Origin of the sequence: Streptomyces sp. NBC_00569 (genome assembly GCF_036345255.1) — a bacterium.
Lineage (GTDB): Bacteria > Actinomycetota > Actinomycetes > Streptomycetales > Streptomycetaceae > Streptomyces.
Window position 1 is genome coordinate 963,805 of the sequence record NZ_CP107783.1, and the last position, 21,620, is coordinate 985,424.

The following is a 21,620-nucleotide window of genomic DNA, read 5'->3' on the forward strand; positions in this document are numbered from 1 at the left end:
TCTCCTCGGGAGGGGTCGGGTCAGGCCTTGGCAGGAGCAGGGAGGTTGACGGTCTTGTACTCGAAGTAGGCCGAGAGGCCCTCGAGGCCGAACTCGCGGCCGATGCCGGAGTTCTTGTAGCCGCCGAAGGGGGCGGCCAGGTCGAGGCGGAAGCCGTTGACCGTGATGGTCCCGGTGCGCACCTTGCGGGCGACCTCGGTGGCCCGCTCCTCGTCGGCACTGAACACGGCTCCGGACAGGCCGAATTCGGAGTCGTTGGCGAGGGCGACGGCCTCGTCCTCGGTCTCGTAGCGGATGAGGCACACGACCGGGCCGAAGATCTCCTCGCGGGCGATGCGCATGTCGTTGGTGACGTCGCCGAACAGGGTCGGCTCGACGTACCAGCCGGTGGTCAGGCCCGAGGGGACGCCGCCGCCGGTGAGGACCTTGGCTCCCTCCTCCTGACCGATGCGGATGTAGTCGAGGTTCCGCTCCTGCTGCTTCTTCGTCACCATGGGGCCGACCACGGTCCCCGGGTCGGACGGGTCTCCGACCTTGAGTCCGGCGAAGGCACCGGCCAGGACGGCCGCCACCTCGTCGTAGCGGGCGGCGGGCACGAGGACGCGGGTGAGCGCGACGCACGCCTGGCCGCTGTTGGCGGCGCAGGTGCCGCCAACGATGGCGGGCACGGCGACGGCCAGGTCCGCGTCGTCCAGGATGATCGCGGCGGACTTCCCGCCCAGCTCCAGGGAAACCCGGGTGAGGTTCTGGGCCGCGGCGGCCATGATCGCCTTGCCGGCGCCGACCGATCCGGTGAAGGCGACCTTGTCGATGCCCGGGTGCGCCACCAGGTAGGAACTGGTCTCGCGGTCGGCCGGCAGGGCGCTCAGCACACCCTCCGGCAGTCCGGCATCGGCGCACACCTGCGCCAGCCACAGCGCGTCGAGCGGAGTCTCCGGGGACGGCTTGAGGACGACGGTGCAGCCCGCGAGCAGGGCCGGGGCGAGCTTGCCCGCGATCGTCATCTGGGGCACGTTCCACGGCGTGATCGCGGCGACGACGCCGACGGGCTCGCGGCGTACGAGGACGGGTCCGCCGGCGCCCTGGCGCTCGTCCTCCTCCTGGAAGCGCCCGGCGGCGGCGATGGCCGTACCGAAGGCGCCGACCGCGGACAGGGCCTGGCCGCGCACCGAGAACAGCATGGGCGAGCCGTTCTGCAGCGTGACCAGCTCGGCGAGCTCCTGGTGGCGGGCGGCTAGCGCGTCCTTGATGCGGGTGACGACCTCGATGCGCTCCTTGAGCGGGAGCCGCGGCCACGGGCCGTGGTCGAACGCCTCGCGGGCGGCGGCGACCGCGCGGTCCACGTCCTCGGGCGTCGCGTGCGGCACACGGCCGACGACCCGCTCGGTCACCGGCGAGATCACCTCGATGGTGTCGGGGCCGGCCGGCTCGGCCCAGCGGCCGCCGATGAAGAGCGTGCGGTGTTCCACGACGGCGTTGCTGTCGGTCATGTGCTTGGTCCTCGCTTCTTTGCGCATGCCGGGGTTCCGGCCGGATTCGTGAGACGTCCAGGACAGTCGACGGAAGTGAACGGCCTCCTGTCCATGGACGCACCAGGAGGGCATGAATACCAGGCCACGTAGCGAGCAAGTTAATCCACACTAACCACCAAGTCCATACCTGCCGGACACCTCGACACCCTGGACAGGCAGGTTATTGCGGATTAACTTAGGGGTCGTTCGGCGAGTGCGCCGGACACGCGAGGAAGGAACCGTGACCGTGCGTCGCAGGGTGTTCACCAAGGACCACGAGGCATTCCGGACGACCGTCCGCGAGTTCATCGCCGAGCAGGTCGCCCCCCACTACGCGGACTGGGAGCGGCAGGGTCACGTCCCCCGCGACCTGTACCGAAAGCTCGGCGACCTCGGCGTCTTCGGCATCAACGTGCCGGAGGAGTACGGCGGCGCGGGTGTCACCGACTTCACGTACCAAGCCGTGATCCGCGAGGAGTGCGGGCGCGCGGGCGTCGGGTTCGGCGCGGAATCCGTGCACACCTGCCTGGTGCTTCCCTACCTGCTCGAGTTCGGCAGCGAGGAGCAGAAGAAGCGCTGGCTGCCGGGCTTCCTGTCCGGCGAGATCATGACGGCGATCGCCATGACCGAGCCCGGCACCGGCTCCGACCTGGCCGCCATCGCCACCCGCGCCAGGCTCTCCGACGACGGCACGCACTACGTCCTCGACGGCGCCAAGACGTTCATCACCGGCGGAGCACAGGCCGACCTGATCCTGGTCGTGTGCCGCACCGCCGCGTACGACCCCGCCGACCGCCGCGGCGGCCTCTCGATCCTGTGCGTGGACACGACGGCCGAGGGCTTCGCCGTGGGACGCAAGCTGGACAAGATCGGCCTGCGCGCGCAGGACACCGCAGAGCTGTCCTTCACCGACGTCAAGGTGCCAGTGGGCGACCTGCTCGGCCAGGAGGGCGCGGCCTTCACCTACCTCACCCACAACCTCGCGGTGGAACGCCTCGGCGCCGCCATCAACGCCTACGCCAACGCGGCCGGCGCCATCGGCTTCGCCAAGGAGTACGTCAGCGAACGTCAGGTCTTCGGCAAGCCGGTCGCCGCGTTCCAGAACACCAAGTTCGTGCTCGCCGAGTGCGCCACCGAGGTCGAGGCCGCGCAGGCCCTCGTGGACCGCGCCCTGGAGGAGCACGCGGCGGGCGAACTTGCTCCCGCCGACGCCGCCAAGGCCAAGCTCTTCTGCACGGAGGTCGCGGGCCGCGTTGTCGACAAGTGCCTCCAACTGCACGGCGGTTACGGCTACATGCTCGAATACCCGATCGCGCGCCTCTACGCGGACACCCGCGTCAACCGGATTTACGCCGGGACCAGCGAGGTCATGAAGACGATCATCGCCAAGGACCTCGGGCTCTGAGCCCCCGCTCCCCCACCCCTCTCTCCCTCAGGCTCCCCAGGAGGACCCCATGCGCGACGCAGTGATCGTCGACGCCGTACGCACCCCCGTCGGCAAGCGCGGCGGCTCGCTCTCGCGACTGCACTCCGCCTCGCTCTCCGCCCATGTGCTGAACGCCCTGGTCGAGCGCGTCGGATTCGACCCGGCCCTCGTCGACGACGTGATCTGGGGCTGCGCCTCGGCGGTCGGCATGCAGGCCGGCTGCGTCGGCCGCGCAGCCGTACTGGCCGCGGGCTGGCCCGAGTCCGTCCCGGCGGTCACCGTCGACCGCCAGTGCGGCTCCTCGCAGCAGGCCGTGCACCAGGCCGCGGCAGGGGTGATCTCCGGCCAGTACGACGTGGCCGTGGCAGGCGGTGTCGAGATCATGAGCCGGCTGCCCCTCGGCACCACGCGCGGCGACGGCTCGTTCGGCGAGCCCTTCGGCCCCGACGTCTTCGACCGCTACGACGGCATCCGCTTCAACCAGGGCATAGGTGCACAGATGATCGCCGACGAGTACGGCATCACCCGCACCGAGATGGACCAGCACGGCCTGGACTCCCACGCCCGCGCCGCCAGGTCCGTCGACGAGGGCCGCTTCAAGGACCAGATCGCCCCGATCACGGTCACCGACGAGAACGGCACCACCCGCGTCTTCGACACCGACGAGGGCGTGCGCCGCGGCTCCACCCTGGACAAGCTCGCCGGCCTCAAGCCCGCCTTCAAGGAGGACGGCACCATCACCGCGGGCAACGCCTCGCAGGTCTCCGACGGCACCGGTGCGCTGCTGGTGACGACCAGCGAGTTCGCGAAGGCGCAGGGCTGGACCCCCATGGCCCGCGTCCACACCGCCGTGGTCGCCGGCACCGACCCGGTCACCATGCTCAAGGGCCCCATCCCGGCCACCGCCAAGGCGCTCAAGAAGGCTGGCCTGTCCATCGACGACATCGGCGCGTTCGAGATCAACGAGGCGTTCGCCTCGGTCACCCTGGCCTGGCTGCGCGAGACCGGCGCCGACTACGAGCGGATGAACCCGCTCGGCGGCGCCATGGCCATCGGCCACCCCATCGGCGGCTCGGGCGCCCGCATCATGACCACGCTCGTCCACCACATGCGCGACAACGGCATCCGCTACGGGCTCCAGTCCATGTGCGAGGGCGGCGGCATGGCCAACTCCACCATCCTCGAACTCGTCTGAAGGACGGCCCCTGATGCCCGCCACGCCCCTCGCGACCACCGCGACCACCGCGACGACCGCGACGACCGAGCCGGACAACGGGACGGAGCCGGGCCGCGGCGGGGACTTCGGTGGCTTCCTGAACCTGGAGCAACTCGACCGCGACCTGTTCCGCGCCTTGTGCCACGCCGGCATCCCGCTGCGCGCCTTCGGCGGACAGGTCGCCGCCCAGGCCCTCACGGCCGCGGGCCGTACCGTGCCCGAGGACCGGGTCGTGCATTCGCTGCACGGCTACTTCCTGCGCGCCGGGGACACGGCACGCCCCCTCGTCTATTCGGTGGAGCGGGTCAGGGACGGCTCGTCGTACCTGTCGCGCCGGGTCACCGCCGTCCAGGGCGGTGAGATCGTGTTCACCCTCTCCGCCTCCTTCAAGAAGCGGGAGCGGACCGCGGACCGCCAGATGGCGATGCCGGACACACCCGACCCGCGTTCGCTGCCCGACATGTACGAGATCTGGTCGCGGAACAACCCCGAGGACTACGCGCAGGCGGAGTTCCGCCGGGTCCTGGAGATGCGCTACGTTCCCGGGCCGAGCGAACCGACGCCCGGGCTGACGGAGCAGAAGCTCTGGATGCGCTCAGCCGGACCGTTGCCCGACGATCCGATGCTGCACGCCTGCGCCCTGGCGTACGCCTCCGACCTGTTCCTCGCTCCGGCCACGGTCCTGTCGACGGAGCGGCCCCGGATGCTCCGCGAGGAGCCCCCGTCGGTGTTCCTCACCTCCCTCGACCACGCCGTCTGGTTCCACCGGCCGTTCCGCGCCGACGAGTGGATGCTGTTCGCCCAGCGCAGCCCCACCGCGGGCGACGGACGCGGCCTCGCCTTCGCGGACGTGTGGAGCCGCGACGGCGGGCTGATCGCCCATGTGGTGCAGGAGACCGTGGTGCGCCCGGCGCGCTGAACCCCTTTCTTCCCCAGCTCAACGCCTCACCGAAGGAACTCTCATGTCCGATCTGGTCCTCACCTCGTTCGCGGACGGCATCGCCGTCGTGACGATCAACCGCCCCGAGGCCCGCAACGCCGTCAACCGGGCGGTGGCGGACGCCGTCGCCGAGGCCATCGACGAACTCGACGCCCGCGACGACCTCGTCGTCGGTGTCATCACGGGGGCCGGCGGCACGTTCTGCGCCGGCGCCGACCTCAAGGCCCTCGCCGCCGGTGAGCGCTCCGGCATCCCCGGGCGCGGCTTCTGCGGGATCACGGAGACCCCGCCCGCCAAGCCGCTGATCGCCGCCGTCGAGGGCTACGCGCTCGGCGGAGGCACGGAACTCGCCCTGGCCTGCGACATGGTCGTCGCCGCCGAGACCGCGAAGTTCGGCCTCCCGGAGACCAAGCGCGGCCTCATCGCAGCAGGCGGCGGCCTGGTGCGCCTGCCCAGGAAGATTCCGTACAACGTCGCGATGCAGTACGCCCTCACGGGCGCGTTCCTCGGCGCCGAGCGCGCCCACGAGCTCGGCCTGGTCAACGAACTGACGGCGCAGGGCGAGGCGTTGGCGGGTGCCCTGGCCCTCGCGAAGGAGATCGCCGCGAACGGTCCGCTCGCCGTGCAGGCCAGCAAGCAGATCGTCGTGGAGTCGGCCGACTGGAAGGCCGACGAGGCCTGGGAACGCAACACCGCGGCCTGCGCCCCGGTCTTCGCGTCGGCGGACGCCAAGGAGGGTGCGCGGGCGTTCGCCGAGAAGCGGGCCCCCGTCTGGGGCAGCAGCTGACGGCCTCTCCGCCGCTCCCCGCCTGGTGCGACGCATCGTCGAGCTCCACGGCACCGGGGTCATCCACAGCTACAGTCCCGAGGCAACGCGCTCGGGCATGACTGGACAAAGGAGTTCCGCCATGACCACCATCTGGCCCCACGGGCTGCCCCGCACCCTCGACTACCCCGACGGCACGATCGCGGATCTGCTCGCCGGTTCCGCCCATGCCTATCCCGACCGCGCCGCGCTGATCGACGGCGACGAACGCCTCACCTTCGCGGAGCTGTACGAGGCTGCCCTGCGCGTCGCCCAGGGGCTGCGCGCCCACGGCATCGCCCCGGGTGACGCGGTGGCCATCCACATGCCCAACTCGATCTGGTTCACGGTCTCCTACTACGGCATCCTCTTCGCCGGAGCCTCCGTCGTGCCGGTCAACCCCACCCAGCCCCCCATCGCGCTGCGCCGCCAGCTCGACGACTCGGGCACGGTCGCCGTCTTCACCCACCCCTCCGTCGCGGCCCAGCTGGCCGAGGGGATCGCCGGCTCGGAGACGGTCCGCTTTGTCTCCGTCGCCCCGGCGACGGCCGCCGCCCCCGCGCCTGCGGGAGACCCGGCCCCTGTCACCTTCCCGGTCCCCACAGCCGCGTTGGACGACCTCCTCAAGGCTGACGTGGCGCCCCCGACGGCGGTGGACGGGGACGCGATCGCGCACCTCGCCTTCACCGGCGGCACCACGGGCGTGCCCAAGGCCGTCATGGTCCTGCACCGCAACCTCATCAAGAACGTGCTCCAGGTGGCGTGCTGGCGCAGCGCCGCCGTCCCGGCCGCCGACGAGCAGGGGCGCATCACCCTGCACCATGTCGAGGAGGCGAGGACCGAACACCACATCCCGATCGGCTCCGCCACCGGCATCTCCATCGCCCCGCTCTTCCATGGCATGGGCATGGTCAGCCAGAGCGTCTTCGCCGCCGCCGGTCTCACCGTGGTCGTCTTCGGCCGCTTCGACCCGGTGCGTTACCTGGACACCATCGAGCGCCTCGGCGTGCACGCGGTCACCGGCTCCCCCGCCCTGTGCCACGCCGTCCTCGCCGTACCCGGCGTGCGCGAGCGCGACCTGTCGTGCGTACGCCTGGTCAGCAGCGGCTCGGCCCCCATCAACCCGGCCGCGGCCGCGGAGCTCGCCGAGGTCTTCCCGCGCGCCGTCGTCAGTGACGGATACGGCCTGACGGAAGCCACCATGGGAGTCTCGATAAGCCCCCTCGACAGGGCGATGCCCCGTCCCGCCGGGAGCACGGGCCTCGCCCTGTTCGACACCGAGATCGAGATCCGCGACATGGACGGCGTCACTGCCATGGCACCAGGCGAAAAGGGCGAGGTCTGGGTCAGGGGTCCGCAGATCACGGCCGGCTACCTCGGCCACCCGGAACTCACCGCGGGCCAGTACGTCGACGGATGGCTGCGCACCGGCGACCTCGGCACGTACGACGAGCAGGGCTGGCTCTCGCTGGTGGGCCGGGCCAAGGACATGCTCATCTACAAGGGCTACAACGTGTATCCGGGTCCGCTGGAGAACATCCTGCGGGAGCACCCGGCCGTCGCCCAGGTGTCCGTCGTCGGCCGGCTGCACCCCGAACACGGCGAGATCCCGGTCGCGTTCGTCTCGATCAAGACGGACGCGGACACCCCGGCATCGCGTGCCACGGCCGAGGAGTTGATGGCGTACGTCGCGGAGCGCGTCGCGCCGTACCAGCGGATCCGCGACGTGGTGATCGTGGACGAACTGCCGCTCTCGGCGACCGGCAAGATCCTCAAGACGGAGCTGCGCAGGCTGGCGGCCGACTCCTGACACACCCCGGTGTACGGCTGGGCCGGACGGAGTGGACAACTCCGTCCGGCCCAGCCGTATTTCGTGATCATTCCGTTGCCCGGACAGCCGCGACGCGCTTGCCGCACCCCCCAGTTGCGCTCTCAGACCTTTCTCATGGCTCCGCAACGTTGCGGAGCAACAGAGAAAGAGTGCCCTTTCGGAGACCGCCCACGCCCCGGTCAACGAGTGCTTCAGGGCGCTCGGCGCTGACCACCCGGCGCCGGCTGCCGACGGTTCCTGCCCCACCGGCTACCAGTAGAAGATCGACAGCGGCTACGTCCGGGCCGCCGCCCGCTCCGGTGACTACGGCTACTTCGGCACCGCGGCCAACGTCATCTGCCAGAGCGCGGCCGCCTCCGTGAGTGTGAGTCCGTCGTCGTCGACCGCGGACCGGTAGAGCTCCCTGCGCAGGTCTGTCAGGCTCCGGTAGGCCGACTTCGGCGCCGTGCCGAACTCGAAGCCGACCGCGGTCATCTCACTGCCGCGCATCATGGCGACCGACACACCCTGCGGCGGGCCTCCAGCAGGTGGGGCAGCCCGGCATCGAGTCGGCGCGCGGCCTGCTCCACTTCTCGACACGCCTCGACGGCGCTCTCCACCTCGGCGAGCCGGCCGTCGTATTCGGCGGCGACCTGTGCACTCGTGTTGTCCATACCTGTATTCCTGGGGTTGGTCTTGCGGGGATTCGGGGGCACGGAAACACCGAGGCCCGCAGATGCGGGCCCCGGTGCGGTGAGTGCAATCGTCAGGGAAGAACGATCGGGAAGTTCCGCCTGGGCTTCTCGAGGAGGCCGTAGAAGGTGGCCAGCACGGTGGCGTCGCCCGTCGGCGTGACGGCGCCGGAGCCGAGTGCCTCCGCGAACGTCGTCCGCAGGGCCAGGACCTGGTCGAGTGTGGTGCGTTCCAGGCGGAGGGTCAGCTGCGGAGCCTCCGCTCCGGGCGCGTCTCCCCGTATCGGGGTGAGGACGCCGTTGCCCACCAGGAGCGTCCACACCTCGTCGATGTCGGTGAACTCCCAGCGCAACAGCAGCCGGTGGGCCGCCGCCCGGGGACCGTCGAGGCGGACCGCCATCGACTCGAAGATCTGCCCGGTGGAGAGCCCGGACAGCATCTCGACGCTCTCGGCGCCCGGTGAGCCGACCGTGCGGATCTGCTGTCCCGCTTCCCGCAGTTCCTTGGCGCCGGTCAGATAGATGTTGCGCCAGGTGCCGTTCTCCTGGGCGAAGCCCAGCTGCTCGTAGGTGGCGATCTGGAGGTCACGGGCCGCGGTGTGCTCCGGTTCCGCGAACAGGACGTGGTTGAGCAGCTCGGCGGCCCAGCGCAGGTCACCGCTCCCGACGGCCTCGCGGGCCGAGGCGACGGTCGCGTCCGCGCCGCCGATCGCGGCGACGTACCGCTTGGCCTGCTCGACCGGCGGGTGCTGCCACAGGTGCGACGGGTTGCCGTCGTACCAGCCCATGTAACGCTGGTACACGGCCTTCACGTTGTGGCTGATGGAGCCGTAATAGCCGCGCACGCTCCAGGCCTTGCCGAGCTCGCCGGGGAAGGACTGGATCTCCTCGGCGATCTCGGGCCCGGTGAGGCCCTGGTTCATCAGCCGGACGGTCTGGTCGTGGAGGTAGGCGTAGGCGTCACGCTGCTCGGTGAGCATGCGCATCACCTGTTCCCGGCCCCACGTCGGCCAGTTGTGGGAACCGATCAGCACGTCGGCGTCCTGGAAGAGCTGGATCGACTCGGTGATGTACGCCGCCCAGGCGTGGGCGTCGCGGACCTGGGCGCCGCGCAGCGTGAGGAGGTTGTGCAGGGTGTGGTTGACGTTCTCGGCGATCAGCAGGACCTTGTGGTCCGGCAGATAGAAGTTCAGCTCGGCGGGCGCCTCGGTGTCCGGGGTGAGCTGGAAGACGAGACGTACGCCGTCGACGACCACTTCCTGGCCGGTCTCGGTGACATCGAGGGTCGGGGCGATCAGTCCCACGGTTCCGGTGGACAGGGACTGCGCGATACCGAAGCCGACGAGGCCGTGCGGCCCGGTCGGCAGGGAGCGGCCGTACATGTAGACGGCACGCCGGAGCATCGCGGGGCCGGCGAAGATGTTCTCGCTGACGGCGTGCTGCATGAATTCGTCGGGCGCGATGATCGCGCAGGCGCCCGTCTCCACCGCTTCGTTGGTGGTGACGCCGAGCACGCCTCCGAAGTGGTCGCCGTGACTGTGCGTGTAGATCACGGCGTGAACCGGGCGCCCGCCGCGGTTGCGGCGGTACAGCTCCATGCCCGCGGCGGAGACCTCTTTGGACATCAGGGGGTCGACGACGACCAGACCGGTCTCGCCCTCGATGATCGTCATGTTGGAGACGTCGAGGCCGCGGACCTGGTAAACGCCGGGCACGACCTCGAAGAGGCCCTGGGCCGTGTTGATCCGGCTCTGTCGCCACAGGCTCGGGTGCACGGTGGCGGGGCACTCGTCCTTGTTCAGGAAGTCCCAGCGGTCGTTGTCCCAGACGACCCGGCCGGCCTCATTGCGTACGACGCAGGGCTCCAGCTTGTCGATGAGGCCACGCGTGGCATCGGCCTGGTCGGTGGTGTCGTCCCAGTCGAGTTCGGGAGTGGAAGGCATGGCTCTGCTCAATCCTCGCGGTTGGTGGGGCGGGTTCTATCGGCCTGTTGCGGTGATGCGGGTCCAGACGCCGGTCTCTCCGGCCCCGGCCGCGCGGCGCCCGAGGTTCTCGGCCCAGCGGCGCTCGGAGGCGACCGCGTCGCGCCAGGACCACAGGCGGCGGGTCAGGCGGTGCAGCGGGTACTCCTCCGTGATGCCCATGGCGCCGTGCAGCTGGTGCGCGATCTGGGCGATCTCGGTCGCGGCCGCCGCCGTGGTGATCCGTGCGATCCCGACGGCGCCGCTGAGCGGTTCCGCCTCGCGCGCGAGGGCCAACGCCGCTTCGGCCTGCACGAGTTGGACCCGCATCCGGGCGAGGTTGCCGGCGACGGCCGGGATCTTCAGGAGCGGTGCGCCGAACTGCTCACGCTCGGAGACATACGTCTTGGTGAGCTTGTACGCGCCGCGGGCTGCGCCGAGCACGGCCGCGGACCACAGCAGCGCGAGGCGCTCGCGGACCTCGTCGTGGGAGGGAGCGGAGTCGAGGGCGAGGACCGGGGTGTCCGTGAGGATCACCGTGTCGCGGGGCTCCCCGGCGATGTTCTCTACGTCCCGTACGGTCACCGAGGTGTGCCGCAGGTCCACCAGGAGCGGGGCAGAGTCCGGTGCGCACAGGACGAGGCGGGCCGCGTCGCGCGCCCACGGCACGGCGGTCAGTTCGGCGGTGAGGGCGCCCGATGCCGTGTCGGGTGCCCGGTCGAGCAGCAGGATGGCGGTCAGGTCCCCGTCGAGTTCCCGCCCGTGGCCGAGCACCCAGTCGGCGGTGGACGCCTCGACGACGGGTACGCCGATGCCGTGCCCCGCGAGGGATTCGACGACCACGAGCAGGTCGTCGAGGGAGCCGCCCGAGCCGCCCTTCGCCTCGTCGATACCGACCCTGGGCAGGCCGAGGTCGCACAGGCTGCCCCACAGATCGGGCCTGCCGGACGCGGCCAGGTCGTCGACCAGGCTCCGCAGTTCGTCCGCGAACTGGCTCATGAACGGGCCTCCTGCCGGGCGATGAGGGACAGCAACACCTCGGCCGCGCCGCCGCGCAGGCTGAAGGCCGGCGAGGCGAGCAGCGCCTGGCCGAAGGTGGAGTCGAAGGCGGGGTCCTGGCACAGGTCGGTGCGGCGCAGCGCCTCGATGACGTCGTGCTCGAAGGCGTTACCGAGGAACTTGAGGGCGGCGGCCTGCTGGACGGGTGCCTGGCCCGCGTCCATGGCGCTCGCGACCTCGAAGCAGAGCCGGCGCAGGACCGCGAGGCGGGCCACCAACGAGCCGAGCAGAGCGTGCAGTTCGCGGTCGTCGTGCCGGCGCGCGGACTCGGCGATCAGCTCCACGAGCACGGGGTAGCTGGACAGGGAACGCTCGGCGCCGCCGCGCTCGAAGGAGAGCTGCTCGACGACCTGCTTCCAGCCCTTGCCGACCTCGCCGATGACGCGGTGGGCGGGCACGAAGACGTTCTCGAACCGCACCTCGTTGAAGTGGTGTTCGCCCGCGAGGTCGACGATCGGGGTGACCTGCACGCCCTCGGCGTCCATGTCGAGGACGAACTCGCTGAGCCCGTCGTGCTTGCGCTCCTCGCGCGAGGTGCGGGCCAGCAGGTAGGCGTGCGTGGCGTGGTGGGCCTGGGTGGTCCAGATCTTGTGGCCGTTGACCAGCCAGCCGCCGTCGGTCCGTTCGGCGGTGGTCTTCACCGAGGCCAGGTCGGATCCGGCTTCCGGCTCGCTCATGCCCAGGCAGAACACGGCGTCGCCCGAGGCGATCCGCGGGACGATCTCCTCCTGGAGCTCTCGCGTGCCGTGCCGCAGGACCGCGGGGCCGATCTGCCGGTCGCCGATCCAGTGCGCGGCGACCGGGGCACCCGCGCGCAGCAACTCCTCGGTGACGGCGAGCCGCTCGACGTTGGTGCGCGCTGCGCCGCCGAACTCCTTCGGGTACGTCATCGCGATGAGTCCGCGGGCGGCGAGCTCCTTGCTGAACTCCAGGTCGAAGGAGCGGAGCCAGGAGTCGCTGCGTGGGACGTAGCGTCCCGCGTCCCGCCACTCGGCGGTCAACTCGCCTACCTGCGCGCGTAGTTCGGCACAGGAGTCGGGTCCTGGGGAGTGGTCCATTGATGGCCTTTCGGGCGTAACGGAGTGGGGGTCAGCGGCCGTTGAAGACGCCGGGACGCTTCTCCTGGAAGGCGGCGAACGCCTCCGCCGAGTCCTCGGTCGAGGTGATGACCGCCATGTGGGACGAGATCAGGTCCAGGGCCGTGCGCAGGTCGTGGCGGGCGCCCTGGCGGACGGCCCGCTTGATGGTGCGGATGGCGACCGGCGGCCGCTCGGCGAGCCGGGCGGCGTACGCGTACACCGCGTCCATCAGGTCCTCGTCGTCGTGCACCTCGTCGACGAGGCCGATGCGCAGCGCCTCGTCGGCGCCGACGAAGTCGCCGGTCCACAGCATCCGCAGCGCGGTGGAGGTGCCGACGGCTCGGGGCAGCAGCCAGCAGCCGCCGTCGCCCGGGACCAGGCCGACCTTGATGTAACCCTCGGAGAAGCGGGCGCCACGCCCGGCGAAGCGCAGGTCGCACAGGAGCGCCATGTCCATTCCGGCGCCCACGGCGGGTCCGGCGACGGCGGCGATCACCGGCTTGTCGACGTCTTCCAGGGCAAGCGCGACCCGGTGCACGTTCCGGGTGAGGAGTTCCTTCTCGCCGAGCGGCGGGCGCTCCTCTCCCTTGAACGTGGAGAGGTCGACGCCGGAGCAGAACGAGCCGCCCGCGCCGGTGAGGACGATCACCCGCACCTCGGGGTCGTGCTGGGCCTCGATCAGCTTGTCGGCCCAGGTGTTCACCATGTCGATGGTGAAGGCGTTCTTGCGCTCGGGGCGGTTGAGCAGGATGGTCGCGATCCCGTCGCGGACCGTGTACTCGAGATCGGCCATCGCCGTCCCTTCCTCTGGTGGTCTATGTGAAGTCGGCCCGCAGCTCGCGCTTGAGGACCTTGCCGTTGGGGTTGCGGGGCAGCGCCTCGACGACGTGCACGCGGTGGGGTTTCTTGTACGAGGCGATGCGCTCGCGCGTGAAGTCGATGAGCTCCTGCTCGCCGGGGGCGTCGGCGCCGCGGCGCAGGACGACGACGGCGGTGACGGCCTCGCCCCACTTCTCGTGCGGGATGCCGACGACCGCGACCTCGGAGACCGCGGGGTGCTCCGCGAGCGCGGACTCGACCTCGGCCGGATAGACGTTCTCGCCACCGCTGACGATCATGTCCTTGATCCGGTCGGTGATGAACAGATAGCCGTCCTCGTCGAGGTAGCCGCCGTCACCGGTGCACAGCAGGCCGTCGGAGTCGTAGAGGGCTTCGGTCTCCTCGGGGCGGTTCCAGTAGCCGGGGGTGTTGTGGCGGGAGCGGATGCGGATCTCGCCGACGGTGCCCGCCGGGACGGGCTTCCCGGTCGTGGTGTCGGCGATGACGACGTCGACGCCGCGCCGCGGCCGGCCCACGGACTGGAGCAGGTGACGCTTCGGCCCATCGGCCTCGTGGTCCTCGGGCGGCAGCTGGGTCACCGTGCCGCCGCCCTCGGTGAGCCCGTACTTGCCCATGAAGTGGCAGGCGAAGAGGGCCATCGAGCGGCGCAGGAGCGCGGGCGTGATGGGGGCGGATCCGTAGGTGATGAGCGTGAGGCGGGAGAAGTCGCGCCGCTCGATGCCGGGGAGCTCCGTGAGCATGTGGAGCACCGAGGGGACGAGGAAGGCGTGGGTGACGCCCTCGCGCTCGATGGCCTCGGCCGCCGTGTCCGGCGTGAAGTCGGGGAACATCAGGCTGTTGGCGCCGGCGGTGAGGGCCACGCGCAGCCAGCCGAGGCCACCGATGTGGAACATCGGCAGGGCGTTGAGCGCCACCGACCCGGCCTGCCAGAGGTACTCCTCCAGCTCGGTCGTGTCGGCGTAGAAGTTGCCGTGGGTGAGCAGGACGCCCTTGGGCCGTCCCGTGGTGCCCGAGGTGTAGATCTGCAGGAACACCTCGTCCGCGTCGGCCGCCGTGCCGCGGCCCGGGTCGTCGTCGGGGTGGGCGGCGAGCCAGGTCTCGTACGCGGGTACGTCCGGGTCCGTGGAGGCGCCGATGACGACGAGGCGCAGGCCGGGTACGGCCGCGCGGACGGCGTCGGCCGCGGCGCTGAACTCGGGTTCGACGAGCAGGACGCGCAGCTCGGCGTCCCGGGCGACGGCGGTCAACTCTGGTGTGGCGAGGCGCCAGTTGAGCGGCACGGCGACCAGGCCTGCCTTGGCGGCTCCGACCAGGATCTCGCCCGCCGCGTTGCGGGTGCGGGCGAGGAAGCCGATCCGGGATCCGGCGTCGGCGTCGACCTCGGCGAGGAGCGCGCGGGCGATCCGGTTGCTGCGGGTGTCGAGGTCGGCGTAGCGGACGGTGCTGCCGTCGCACGTGAGCGCGGCGGAGGTGCCGCGCTCACGTGCGTGCAGGCGGATGGCGTCGGGCAGGTGCAGGCCCATGAGAGGGAGTCCCTCCATCGTCGTCGGCAGTGGGTGGGGCAAGTGCCCGGCGCTGGCGGGGCGGTGGCCGTCAGCCCTTCGGGCCGCCCGCGACGTACATGACCTGGCCGGAGACGAAGCCGGCCTCCTCGCGGGCGAAGAAGGAGACCGCCTGGGCGATGTCCTCGGGAGCGCCGACCCGGCGGACCGGGATGCTCGCGGCGTAGCGGGTGGTGAACTCCTCGAAGGTGATGCCCATCCGCTCGGCGGTCGCCGCGGTCATCTCGGTGGCGATGAAGCCGGGCGCCACGCAGTTGGAGGTGATGCCGAACGGACCGAGCTCGATCGCCAGGGTCTTGGTGAGAGCCTGCAGACCGGCCTTGGCGGAGGAGTAGTTGGACTGCCCCCGGTTGCCGAGCGCGGCGGCGGAGGACATGTTGACGATCCGTCCCCACTGGGCGTCGACCATGTACGTCTGGCAGGCCTTGGCCATCAGGAAGGCGCCGCGCAGGTGGACGCCGATGACGGAGTCGAACTCCTGCGGGGTCATCTTGAAGATGAGGTTGTCGCGGATGATGCCGGCGTTGTTCACCAGCACGGCGGGCGCGCCGAGTTCGGCGGCGACCTGGGCCACTCCGGCCCCGACCTGTTCGGGGTCCGAGACGTCGCAGCCGACGGCGAGGGCGCGGCCGCCCTCCTTCTCGATGGTCTCGACGGTCTGGGCGCCCGCGGCCTCGTCGAGGTCGAAGACGGCGACGGCGAAGCCGTCACGGGCGAGGCGGGCAGCGGTCGTGGCGCCGATGCCCCGGGCGGCGCCGGTGACGACGGCGACCTTCTGGGCGGGGGTGGTTTCGGACACGGGTACTCCCTGTGGCAAGAGGCGTGGGCGGACGGTCTACTTCGGGGCCATGCGGATGGCACCGTCGAGGCGGATCGTCTCGCCGTTGAGCATGGGGTTCTCGATGATCGAGGCCGCCAGCCGGGCGTACTCGGAGGGGTCGCCGAGGCGCGACGGGTGCGGCACCTGGGCGCCGAGTGCGTCGAGGAACTCCTGCGGCTTCTTGTTCAGGAGCGGGGTGGAGAAGAGTCCCGGGGCGATGGTCATCACGCGGATCTTGACGGCGGCCAGGTCGCGGGCGATGGGCAGGGTCATGCCGACGATGCCGCCCTTGGAGGCGGAGTAGGCGCACTGGCCGATCTGGCCCTCGAACGCGGCGGCGGAGGCGGTGTTGATGATGACGCCGCGCTCGCCGTCGACCTCTTCCGTCTTCGCCATCTCGGCGGCGACGAGGCGCAGCACGTTGAAGGTGCCGATCAGGTTGACGCCGACGACGAACTCGAAGTCCTCTAGGGCGTACGGCGTTCCGTCGCGCTTGACGGTGCGGCCGCCCTTGCCGAGGCCTGCGCAATTGACGGTGATGCGCAACGGGGCCTGCGCGGCGGCGGTGGCCACGGCGCGGGCGGCGTCGTCGGCGCTGCGGACGTCACCGGCGACGAAGTGTGCGCGCTCGCCGAGTTCCTTGGCGATCTGCTCACCGTTGGAGGTGGGCAGGTCGAGCAGGACGACGTGGGCGCCCTGGTCGAGCAGGCGCTTGGCGGTGGCGAGGCCGAGGCCCGACGCGCCACCGGTGATGACGGCGGAGACTCCGTTGATCTGCATGGTGAGGATTCCGTTCCTGGTGACTGGGTCGATCAGGTGCCGTGGGGCTCAGCGGTCAGGAGACCGATGGCCTTGCGGCTCAGAGGCCGATGGACTTGGCGATGATGGTCTTCATGACCTCGCTGGTCCCGCCGTAGATCCGCATGACGCGGGTGTCGGCGTACAGGCGGGCGATCGGGTACTCGAGCATGTAGCCGTAACCGCCGTGCAGCTGGAGGCACTTGTCGATGACGCGGCTCGCGGTCTCGGTGCACAGGAGCTTGGCCATGGCCGCGTAGTCCGCGGACAGTTCGCCCCGCGCGTCGCGCTCCAGGGCCTCGTACGCCATGAGCCGGGCGGCCTCGACCTCGGTGGCGCACTCGGCGAGGACGAACTTGGTGTTCTGGAAGGACGCGACGGACTTGCCGAAGACCGTGCGGTCCTGGGTGTACTCCTTGGCGAACCGCACGGCGGCCGCGGCCGCGGCCGCGGCCTGGACGGCGATGACGAGGCGCTCCCGGGCCAGGTTGCGGCCCAGGTGGAAGAAGCCGTCTCCCTCCTCGCCGAGGAGGTTCCCGACCGGGACCTTGACGTCGGTGAAGGACAGTTCGGCGGTGTCGGAGGCGTGCAGGCCGATCTTGTCGAGGCTGCGCCCGACCGCGTAGCCCTCGCTCGTGGTGTCCACGACGAGGATGGACAGGCCCTTGCGGCGGTTGTCGGCGAGGGCGGGCGAGGTGCGGCACACCACGAGGACCAGGTCGCACTGGGTGCCGCCGGTGATGAACGTCTTGGCGCCGTTGAGGACGTAGTGCGTGCCGTCCTCGGACAGGACCGCCTTCGTCTGGATGCCGGCCAGGTCCGAGCCGGTGCCGGGCTCGGTCATCGCGATGGAGAGCATGATGTCGCCGGACACGCAGCCGGGGACCCAGCGCCGCTTCTGCTCCTCGGTCCCGAAGTGCAGGAGGTACGGCAGGATGATGTTGGCGTGCGTCATGGCGGTGCCGACGGTGGCCCCGGCGCGGGCGACCTCCTCCGCGAACACGGCTCCGAAGTGGTGGCCGGTCTCGGCGCCGCCGCCGTACTCCTCGGGGACCTCGATACCGAGGATGCCGAGTTCGCCGAGCTTGCGGTAGAAGTCGCGCGAGACGGCCTTGGCGGCCACCCAGTCCTGCAGGTGCGGAACCGCTTCCTTGGCGAGGAAGTCCCGGACGACCTGTCGAAACGCCTCGTGCTCCTCGTTGAATACCGTGCGCGGCATGACTGCCTCTCTCTTGATCGCGGGTTAGCCAGTTTTCACTTTCACTCCCGTTTCCACAGCTGTCAAGGCGTTCGCGACGCGAAAGATACCCTAGACACCGAGGTTAGCTTGGAATAACTTATTGATCAGTCGCGCCTGTCCGCGACCGCGCCCCTCACCCCTCTTCCAGGAGCAGCCCATGCGTGACGCAGTGATCGTCGATGCCGTACGGACCCCGGTCGGCAAGCGCGGCGGTTCCCTCTCCGGCATCCACGCGGTCGACCTGTCCGCCCATGTCCTGACGGCCCTGGCCGAGCGCAACGGCCTCGACCCCGCCACCGTCGACGACGTCGTCTGGGGGACGGTCTCCCAGGTCGGCGAGCAGGCCGGCGTCGTCGGCAGGTTCGCCGCGCTCGCCGCCGGCTGGCCCGAGTCGGTGCCCGGCGTCTCCGTCTCGCGCGCCTGCGGCTCGTCCCAGCAGTCCGTGCACTTCGCGGCGGGCCTGGTCACCGCCGGTCAGTACGACATCGCCGTCGCGGGCGGCGTGGAGTCGATGAGCCGCGTGCCCATGGGATCGGCCCGCAGCGTCCCGGCGGCCGGCAAGGCATACGGCCCGCTGGTCCTCAACCGCTACTTCCCGGACGGCGACGGCGAGTTCGACCAGGGCGTCGGCGCCGAGCTGATCGCCGAGCAGTACGGCTTCACACGCGCCCAGCTCGACCAGCACGCCCTGGAGTCGCACGAGCGCGCCGCCCGCGCCATCGACGAGGGCCGCTTCACCGCGCAGATCACACCCGTCACGGTCACCGCCGAGGACGGCACCACGCACGTCTTCGACACTGACGAGGGCGTGCGCCGAGGCTCCACGCTGGAGAAGCTCGCCGGACTCAAGACGCCGTTCAAGGCGGACGGTGTGGTCAGCGCGGGCAACTCCTCGCAGATCTCGGACGGCGCGGCCGCGCTCCTCATCACCACGAGCGAGATCGCGCGGCAGAACGGCTGGACCCCGATCGCCCGCGTCCACACCGCGGTCCTCGCGGGCGCCGACCCGGTCACCATGGCCCTCGGCCCCGCCCCGGCCACCGCCAAGGCCCTCAAGCGCTCCGGCCTGTCCATCGGCGACATCGGCGCGTTCGAGATCAACGAGGCGTTCGCCCCGGTCACCCTCGCCTGGCTGCGCGAGACCGGCGCCGACTACACGCTGATGAACCCGCTCGGCGGTGCCATGGCCATCGGCCACCCGCTCGGCGGCTCCGGCGCCCGCCTGATGACGACGCTGGTCCACCACATGCGCGACAACAACATCCGCTACGGTCTCCAGGCGATGTGCGAGGCGGGCGGCATGGCCAACGCGACGATCCTCGAACTGCTCTGACTTGTAGGGGAGTTCACACCACAACAGAAGGGGGCCGCCCGCGGGTGGCCCCCTTCTGTTTCCGGCGTCTTGGCGTCAGCTCTTCGGAGCGAGCGCGTCGACCGCGGACGCGTCCAGGCCCACCTCCTCCAGGACTTCGCGCGTGTGCGCGCCCACCAGCGGCGCGGGGCTCGGGGTGGCGGCCGGGGTGCCCTGGAAGCGCGGGGCGGGCGCCGGCTGGAGCAGACCGTTCTCGGTGTAGTACGTGCCGCGCGCCACGTTGTGCGGGTGGGTCGCCGCCTCGGTCAGTCCGTACACCGGGGTGACGCAGGACTGGGTGCCGTCGAAGGCCGCGGTCCACTCCGCGCGGGTACGTCCCGCGAAGATCTCCGCGAGCCGCTCCCCCATTGCGGGCCAGGCGTCGCGGTCGTGCTGCTTGGCGAACAGCGGGTCGTCTGTCAGGCCGAGCACTTCGCGGAGCACGCCGTAGAACTGCGGCTCGACGCTGCCAACGGCCATGTGGCCGCCGTCGGAGGTGCGGTAGGTCCGGTAGAAGGGAGCGCCGCCGTCGAAAAGGTTGACGCCGCGCGCGTCCTCCCAGCGACCCACCGCCAACAGGCCGTGGATCAAGGCGAGTTGGACGGCCGTACCGTCGGTCATGGCGGCGTCGACGACCTGGCCCTCACCGGTGCGGGCGGCGCTGACCAGGGCGGTGGTGATGCCCAGGGCGAGCAGCATGCCGCCGCCGCCCATGTCGCCGAAGAGGTTGAGCGGGACGGGCGGGTTCTCGTCGGCGGCGCCGAGTGCGCCCAACGCCCCTGCTACGGCGATGTAGTTGATGTCGTGTCCGGGCGCCTGGGCGAGCGGCCCGCCCTGGCCCCAGCCGGTCATCCGGCCGTAGACGAGCTTCGGGTTGCGGGCGCGGCACACCTCGGGGCCGAGGCCCAGGCGCTCGGCGACGCCGGGCCGGAAGCCCTCGATCAGCGCGTCGGCGGTGTCGACGATGGCGAGGACGGCCTCGACGCTCGCCGAGTCCTTCAGGTCGAGGGTGACCGAGCGGCGGCCGCGGTGCAGGATCGGGTGCTTGGAGGCGGTGCCGGCCTCGGCGGGGCGGTCGATGCGGATGACCTCGGCGCCCTGGTCGGCGAGGAGCATGCCGGCGAAGGGGCCTGGGCCGATGCCGCCGAGCTCGACGACGCGGATGCCGGCCAGCGGGCCGGCGGGGGTGGACGGTGCGGTGCTCACGGGAGTCTCGGCTTTCCGGGCGGCGGGGAAGGGGAGCGGCCACCCTGCCAGGGGTGGGGAAGGGCGGCCGGAGCGCGCCCGGGCCGGCCCGCCGGGGGTGTCGGGCGGCCGGGCACGTCGGGGGCGTCGGGGGCGAACCCAGTGCCTACAGACCCAGGTCCTTCGCGATGATCGTCTTCATGACCTCGCTGGTGCCGCCGTAGATGCGGGAGACGCGGGTGTCCGCATAGAGGCGGGCGATGGGGTATTCGAGCATGTAGCCGTAACCGCCGTGCAGCTGGAGGCACTTGTCGATGACACGCGCGGCGACCTCGGTGCAGAACAGCTTGATCTTGGCGGCGTCGGCGGGCGAGAGTTCGTGCCGGTCGTCGAGTTCGATGCCCTTGTCGACCATGGCCTGGGCCGCCTCGACCTCGGCGGCGCACTCGGCTAGCACGAACTTGGTGTTCTGGAAGGCGGCGACGGGCTTGCCGAAGACCTGGCGCTCCTGAACGTACGCCTTGGCGAAGGCGATCGCCGCGGTGGCGGTCGAGACACCGCCGACGCCGATGGACAGGCGCTCGCGGGCCAGGTTCTTGCCCAGGTAGGAGAAGCCCTTGCCGACCTCGCCGAGGACGTTCTCGACTGGCACCTTGACGTCGGTGAAGGAGAGCTCGGAGGTGTCGGAGGCGCGCAGGCCGATCTTGTCGAGCTTGCGGCCGTAGGCGAAGCCCTCGCTGTCGGTCGGCACGACCAGGAGCGTCAGGCCGAAGCGGCGGTCGTCGGCGCTCGGCGCGGAGGTGCGGGCCACCACGACGCACAGCTCGGAGTTGAGGGCGCCGGTGATGAACGTCTTGGCGCCGTTGAGGACGTAGTGGGTGCCGTCATCGGAGAGCTTCGCCGTGGTGCGGATGCCCGCGAGGTCGGATCCGGTGCCCGGCTCGGTCATGGCGATGCACAGGGTGATCGCACCACTGGCGATGCCCGGCAGCCAGCGCTTCTTCTGCTCCTCGTCGGCGATGGAGAGCAGGTACGGCAGCACGATGCCGGTGCTCACCGTGTAGTGGCCGAAGGAGACGGCGGCGCGCGCGCACTCCTCGGCGATCACGGTCTGGTACTTGTAGCTGGTCTCGCCCGGGCCGTCGTACTCCTCGGGGATGCCGAAGCCCATGACGCCCAACTCGCCGAGCCGGTGGAAGAGTTCGCGCGGGACGCGGTTGTTCTTCTCCCACTCCTCGTAGTGCGGGGTCACCTCCTTGGCGATGAAGTCCCGGATGACGGACCGGAATGCCTCGTGGTCCTCGTTGTAGACAGTGCGCTTCATG

General features: G+C 70.8%; 19 protein-coding genes. 6 read left to right on the forward strand and 13 right to left on the reverse strand.

Features of this window, described 5'->3' with window-relative positions:
• Positions 1 to 20: 20 nt before the first annotated feature.
• Positions 21 to 1,490: an aldehyde dehydrogenase gene (locus OHO83_RS04500; protein WP_266678669.1), complete on the reverse strand. Its 1,470-nt coding sequence runs from the start codon at positions 1,488 to 1,490 to the stop codon at positions 21 to 23.
• Positions 1,491 to 1,758: 268 nt separating this feature from the next.
• On the opposite strand from OHO83_RS04500, the gene OHO83_RS04505 reads away from it, so the two are divergent.
• The 5 genes from OHO83_RS04505 to OHO83_RS04525 all read left to right on the forward strand — a co-directional run bounded on the left by OHO83_RS04505 (position 1,759) and on the right by OHO83_RS04525 (position 7,708).
• Positions 1,759 to 2,916 (forward strand): acyl-CoA dehydrogenase family protein, encoded by a 1,158-nt coding sequence (locus OHO83_RS04505; protein WP_266680208.1) that lies wholly within the window; start codon positions 1,759 to 1,761, stop codon positions 2,914 to 2,916.
• A gap of 49 nt (positions 2,917 to 2,965) precedes the next feature.
• Positions 2,966 to 4,132: a thiolase family protein gene (locus tag OHO83_RS04510; protein WP_266678667.1), complete on the forward strand. Its 1,167-nt coding sequence runs from the start codon at positions 2,966 to 2,968 to the stop codon at positions 4,130 to 4,132.
• Between the two features lie 13 nt (positions 4,133 to 4,145).
• A complete protein-coding gene (locus tag OHO83_RS04515; protein WP_330278717.1) occupies positions 4,146 to 5,072 on the forward strand; it encodes an acyl-CoA thioesterase in 927 nt (308 codons plus the stop codon).
• Positions 5,073 to 5,115: 43 nt separating this feature from the next.
• Positions 5,116 to 5,880 carry a crotonase/enoyl-CoA hydratase family protein gene (locus tag OHO83_RS04520; protein ID WP_330278718.1) on the forward strand — a complete coding sequence of 255 codons (765 nt, stop codon included), beginning with the start codon at positions 5,116 to 5,118 and terminating at the stop codon, positions 5,878 to 5,880.
• 121 nt (positions 5,881 to 6,001) lie between these two features.
• Positions 6,002 to 7,708, forward strand: coding sequence for a class I adenylate-forming enzyme family protein (locus tag OHO83_RS04525; RefSeq protein ID WP_330278719.1), 1,707 nt, complete (start codon positions 6,002 to 6,004; stop codon positions 7,706 to 7,708).
• A gap of 330 nt (positions 7,709 to 8,038) precedes the next feature.
• On the opposite strand, the gene OHO83_RS04530 is transcribed toward OHO83_RS04525, so the two are convergent.
• The 10 genes from OHO83_RS04530 to OHO83_RS04575 form a co-directional block, all read right to left on the reverse strand.
• Positions 8,039 to 8,221: a hypothetical protein gene (locus OHO83_RS04530; protein ID WP_266678659.1), complete on the reverse strand. Its 183-nt coding sequence runs from the start codon at positions 8,219 to 8,221 to the stop codon at positions 8,039 to 8,041.
• Positions 8,218 to 8,382, reverse strand: coding sequence for a hypothetical protein (locus OHO83_RS04535; protein ID WP_266678657.1), 165 nt, complete (start codon positions 8,380 to 8,382; stop codon positions 8,218 to 8,220). Before OHO83_RS04535 ends, OHO83_RS04530 begins: the two co-directional genes overlap by 4 nt.
• Before the next feature lie 92 nt (positions 8,383 to 8,474).
• Entirely contained in the window at positions 8,475 to 10,343 is a 1,869-nt protein-coding gene (locus OHO83_RS04540; protein ID WP_266678655.1) for an alkyl/aryl-sulfatase, read from the reverse strand.
• 36 nt (positions 10,344 to 10,379) lie between these two features.
• Positions 10,380 to 11,360 (reverse strand): acyl-CoA dehydrogenase family protein, encoded by a 981-nt coding sequence (locus tag OHO83_RS04545; protein ID WP_266678653.1) that lies wholly within the window; start codon positions 11,358 to 11,360, stop codon positions 10,380 to 10,382.
• Complete coding sequence (locus OHO83_RS04550) at positions 11,357 to 12,478, reverse strand: acyl-CoA dehydrogenase family protein (protein WP_266678651.1); 1,122 nt, start codon at positions 12,476 to 12,478, stop codon at positions 11,357 to 11,359. Before OHO83_RS04550 ends, OHO83_RS04545 begins: the two co-directional genes overlap by 4 nt.
• 31 nt (positions 12,479 to 12,509) lie before the next feature.
• Positions 12,510 to 13,292, reverse strand: coding sequence for an enoyl-CoA hydratase/isomerase family protein (locus tag OHO83_RS04555; RefSeq protein WP_266678649.1), 783 nt, complete (start codon positions 13,290 to 13,292; stop codon positions 12,510 to 12,512).
• 22 nt (positions 13,293 to 13,314) lie between these two features.
• The gene (locus OHO83_RS04560) at positions 13,315 to 14,862 is read right to left on the reverse strand and encodes a long-chain-fatty-acid--CoA ligase (RefSeq protein ID WP_330278720.1); all 1,548 of its coding nucleotides are present in this window, start codon (positions 14,860 to 14,862) and stop codon (positions 13,315 to 13,317) included.
• A gap of 70 nt (positions 14,863 to 14,932) precedes the next feature.
• Positions 14,933 to 15,700, reverse strand: coding sequence for a 3-oxoacyl-ACP reductase FabG (gene fabG, locus OHO83_RS04565; RefSeq protein WP_266678645.1), 768 nt, complete (start codon positions 15,698 to 15,700; stop codon positions 14,933 to 14,935).
• A 36-nt stretch (positions 15,701 to 15,736) separates the two neighbouring features.
• Positions 15,737 to 16,501, reverse strand: a complete 765-nt coding sequence (locus OHO83_RS04570; RefSeq protein WP_330278721.1) for an SDR family NAD(P)-dependent oxidoreductase — start codon at positions 16,499 to 16,501, stop codon at positions 15,737 to 15,739.
• A gap of 79 nt (positions 16,502 to 16,580) precedes the next feature.
• On the reverse strand, positions 16,581 to 17,738 hold the full coding sequence (locus OHO83_RS04575; protein WP_330278722.1) for an acyl-CoA dehydrogenase family protein: 1,158 nt from the start codon (positions 17,736 to 17,738) through the stop codon (positions 16,581 to 16,583).
• Positions 17,739 to 17,916: 178 nt separating this feature from the next.
• Between OHO83_RS04575 and OHO83_RS04580 the strand changes: the two genes are divergently transcribed.
• Positions 17,917 to 19,092, forward strand: coding sequence for a thiolase family protein (locus OHO83_RS04580; RefSeq protein WP_266678641.1), 1,176 nt, complete (start codon positions 17,917 to 17,919; stop codon positions 19,090 to 19,092).
• A 75-nt stretch (positions 19,093 to 19,167) separates the two neighbouring features.
• Here OHO83_RS04580 and OHO83_RS04585 read toward each other — a convergent pair whose 3' ends face one another.
• Positions 19,168 to 20,316, reverse strand: a complete 1,149-nt coding sequence (locus OHO83_RS04585; protein WP_266678640.1) for a CaiB/BaiF CoA transferase family protein — start codon at positions 20,314 to 20,316, stop codon at positions 19,168 to 19,170.
• 145 nt (positions 20,317 to 20,461) lie between these two features.
• Positions 20,462 to 21,619 carry an acyl-CoA dehydrogenase family protein gene (locus OHO83_RS04590; protein ID WP_330278723.1) on the reverse strand — a complete coding sequence of 386 codons (1,158 nt, stop codon included), beginning with the start codon at positions 21,617 to 21,619 and terminating at the stop codon, positions 20,462 to 20,464.
• Position 21,620: the final 1 nt, after the last annotated feature.

Coding starts and splice junctions, on each gene's coding strand:
- OHO83_RS04540 (WP_266678655.1), bottom strand. CDS start 10,343: ATGCCTTCCACTCCCGAACTCGACTGGGACGACACCACCGACCAGGCC.
- OHO83_RS04520 (WP_330278718.1), top strand. CDS start 5,116: ATGTCCGATCTGGTCCTCACCTCGTTCGCGGACGGCATCGCCGTCGTG.
- OHO83_RS04575 (WP_330278722.1), bottom strand. CDS start 17,738: ATGCCGCGCACGGTATTCAACGAGGAGCACGAGGCGTTTCGACAGGTC.
- OHO83_RS04555 (WP_266678649.1), bottom strand. CDS start 13,292: ATGGCCGATCTCGAGTACACGGTCCGCGACGGGATCGCGACCATCCTG.
- OHO83_RS04500 (WP_266678669.1), bottom strand. CDS start 1,490: ATGACCGACAGCAACGCCGTCGTGGAACACCGCACGCTCTTCATCGGC.
- OHO83_RS04545 (WP_266678653.1), bottom strand. CDS start 11,360: ATGAGCCAGTTCGCGGACGAACTGCGGAGCCTGGTCGACGACCTGGCC.
- OHO83_RS04560 (WP_330278720.1), bottom strand. CDS start 14,862: ATGGGCCTGCACCTGCCCGACGCCATCCGCCTGCACGCACGTGAGCGC.
- OHO83_RS04510 (WP_266678667.1), top strand. CDS start 2,966: ATGCGCGACGCAGTGATCGTCGACGCCGTACGCACCCCCGTCGGCAAG.
- OHO83_RS04570 (WP_330278721.1), bottom strand. CDS start 16,501: ATGCAGATCAACGGAGTCTCCGCCGTCATCACCGGTGGCGCGTCGGGC.
- OHO83_RS04590 (WP_330278723.1), bottom strand. CDS start 21,619: ATGAAGCGCACTGTCTACAACGAGGACCACGAGGCATTCCGGTCCGTC.
- OHO83_RS04580 (WP_266678641.1), top strand. CDS start 17,917: ATGCGTGACGCAGTGATCGTCGATGCCGTACGGACCCCGGTCGGCAAG.
- OHO83_RS04550 (WP_266678651.1), bottom strand. CDS start 12,478: ATGGACCACTCCCCAGGACCCGACTCCTGTGCCGAACTACGCGCGCAG.
- OHO83_RS04535 (WP_266678657.1), bottom strand. CDS start 8,382: ATGGACAACACGAGTGCACAGGTCGCCGCCGAATACGACGGCCGGCTC.
- OHO83_RS04515 (WP_330278717.1), top strand. CDS start 4,146: ATGCCCGCCACGCCCCTCGCGACCACCGCGACCACCGCGACGACCGCG.
- OHO83_RS04530 (WP_266678659.1), bottom strand. CDS start 8,221: ATGATGCGCGGCAGTGAGATGACCGCGGTCGGCTTCGAGTTCGGCACG.
- OHO83_RS04525 (WP_330278719.1), top strand. CDS start 6,002: ATGACCACCATCTGGCCCCACGGGCTGCCCCGCACCCTCGACTACCCC.